Genomic DNA, 2421 nt, shown 5'->3' on the forward strand with positions numbered 1-2421 from the left:
GTTGTCGCTAATAATAGAGCAATACCGGCGATCACAGCACCATAACTCATACCGACAATGGTTTTTTGTAATGCTGGCATATCTGCACCAGTATGAAAGAAACACGCCCAGGCAATAAATCCCGCCCAAACCAGAACAAAACCGGCCAATGGACCTAATGCCAGAAACGCCCAAATGCCACCTAATACAGCAATACTAATTGATAAAGCAGTTAACTTTGACATACGTTCTCTCCGTTGATTTTTATAAAAATTAACAACCCGTTCCTCGACAAAACTTTATTTATAACTCTATTTTCTTTTGGGTTGCCGGAGTGATAGTAGCCCTATAAATCAGCTGCTGTAAACCAGTTTGCACCAGAGTTGTGCGCAAACTAAGCAAAAACGGGGCTTTTGGAGATTTAATTTTTTAATTCAGTTACTTAGCCTGACGCAATGATACTTTTTTAAGGATCAACAATATTACTAAAAGTTTTATGAGCTCATTTCTACAGAAATTTTGATAATAACGGTTGGCCAAAATCAGTTTGTACTTTGATTTTAGGGAGCTATTCGTTATTGTGAACATAATGCTCGTAGCGTGGTAAACCATCGTCATTGCTTTTGACAGATAACTTTATTTAGCTATCTGATATTTATTTAATATTGTGGAGTTGCAAATGCAAAAAGTCGCTGTCTTTCAGCATGCTGATGGCGAATGGATTGGCTCCATGCGACATTGGTTTGCGGACAAACCTTTTCAATTACTCACCTTCCGGCTTGATCTGAATGACCCTTTACCTTCAGTCGATGAGTTTGACTGGTTATTGATTATGGGTGGGCCAATGAGCACCTATGACGAAACCAACTATCCCTGGCTGATTGCCGAAAAACAACTGATCCGTGAGGCAATAGAAGTCGGCAGAATCGTCCTGGGTATTTGTTTGGGGAGCCAGTTAATAGCTTCCGCTTTAGGCGCTAAGGTGTATCCCAATACCCAACTGGAAATTGGCTGGTATCCGGTCAGCAAGACAAATGCAACCGCCAGCTGGATGCCCGAAGATTTAGTCCCTCTGAGCTGGCATGGGGATTGTTTTGAATTGCCGGTCAATGCCACTTCTTTTGCTTGCAGTGCGATAACCCCTTCACAGGGATTTTTCTACGGCAAACATGTTTGGGCATTACAGTTTCATCTGGAAGCTGAACCCGGCACGGTAGAAGCATTTCTGGCACTGGAAAGCAATGGTTTAACAGAAGCAGATTATGTACAAAGCAAACAAGTCTTGTTTGATAACACCAATCAGCTGAGACAAAGTCAACAAGCGATATTTGCGTTGCTGGATACGTTATATCAGAAATCTATTCCTGATAGATGAAAGTGATATTGTTAATACGACTTTCTGAGCTACCGTAAATGAAAAATTGAATGATGTATCCGCTTATAGGTAATCATTTATGCTTTGCAAAATAACAAAATTACCTATCGACTAAATCATTATAAAAACGTTTGTGTATTTATAAGCAAAAAAGTCGACCGCTATTACTAACGGTCGACAAAGGAACACGCTAATGCTCCAGCTGAAAGCGCTTATCAATTATGAATATTTGAAGACGAATAAGGCCTAAAAGGATTTAGATACAGATATTACGTAACGCTCGTCAACAATCTGGTGATTATTATCAAAGCCGTAAAAATCGTGCTTGCCCTTTTTAATATCAGTGTCGTGATACCTTAAATCGACATTAAAACCGAACACATTTCTGCTGATACCAATATTCCAGTGTGTCCAGTCGAGTTCTTCTTTGCCATTTCCATTAGCATCGAGATTTGGACCTTTATTATCAAAAAACTGATAGCCAACCCCACCGGATAATGTAAATCCATTTGGAAGCGAAAAACTGGGATGAATCGCAATATTGTGTGATTGCAAATCTTCAACACCAAACCAATCGGTAATGGTAGGAGAATATTCAAGTTTCAAGTTTAGCCTGCCAAACTGTTTATCAATATAGTTGAACATTTCAAGGTAGTTTGAATCACTATCGCCGGGATACACGTATTGGAAAAACATACCGTTGTAGTTGATGCCAGTGCCAGCTATATCCTGGGTGGTGTAACCAATATAGGGTCCCCAGATGGCATTAATCTTAGGGTTATTGCCCTCTGAATCATTGCCAGGAAATAAGTTGTTAGCCAGATAATATCCAAGATAAACACCAGTATTATGTGTCCATGTGATCGACCCTTTTAACGATGGTATCTTCCCGTCATTTGTTTCAGATTCACCTCGAAACACATAATCTGAGGCAAACTCCACCCAGGTTGAGAACTTGCCGCCGAGCACTTCCTCACGATCCAGATACTCGACAAATGCCACTGATTCTTTGGCTGCTTTAGCCGGGCCAACCTCGGCTTGTCCAGAATCTGCAAAACTGGTCGAGC

At 40.6% G+C, this 2421-nt stretch carries 3 protein-coding genes; 1 reads left to right on the forward strand and 2 read right to left on the reverse strand.

What is annotated here, in order from left to right:
* Window positions 1–224, reverse strand: a 224-nt coding sequence (locus B3O33_RS00785) for a DUF1097 domain-containing protein (RefSeq protein ID WP_292362734.1), incomplete at its 3' end; no start/stop codon positions are given.
* 434 nt (window positions 225–658) lie between these two features.
* Between B3O33_RS00785 and B3O33_RS00790 the strand changes: the two genes are divergently transcribed.
* Entirely contained in the window at window positions 659–1354 is a 696-nt protein-coding gene (locus B3O33_RS00790; RefSeq protein WP_292359180.1) for a type 1 glutamine amidotransferase, read from the forward strand.
* Window positions 1355–1600: 246 nt separating this feature from the next.
* Here the strand turns inward: B3O33_RS00790 and B3O33_RS00795 are convergent.
* Window positions 1601–2421: TorF family putative porin (locus B3O33_RS00795; RefSeq protein WP_292362735.1), on the reverse strand; the 821-nt coding region annotated here is incomplete at its 5' end.

The sequence above is a fragment of the Methylophaga sp. UBA1464 genome, from assembly GCF_002325665.1.
Lineage (GTDB): Bacteria > Pseudomonadota > Gammaproteobacteria > Nitrosococcales > Methylophagaceae > Methylophaga.

What these genes read in the sequence shown, in the direction of transcription:
- B3O33_RS00790 (WP_292359180.1), top strand. Translation starts at nt 659, where the DNA reads ATGCAAAAAGTCGCTGTCTTTCAGCATGCTGATGGCGAATGGATTGGC.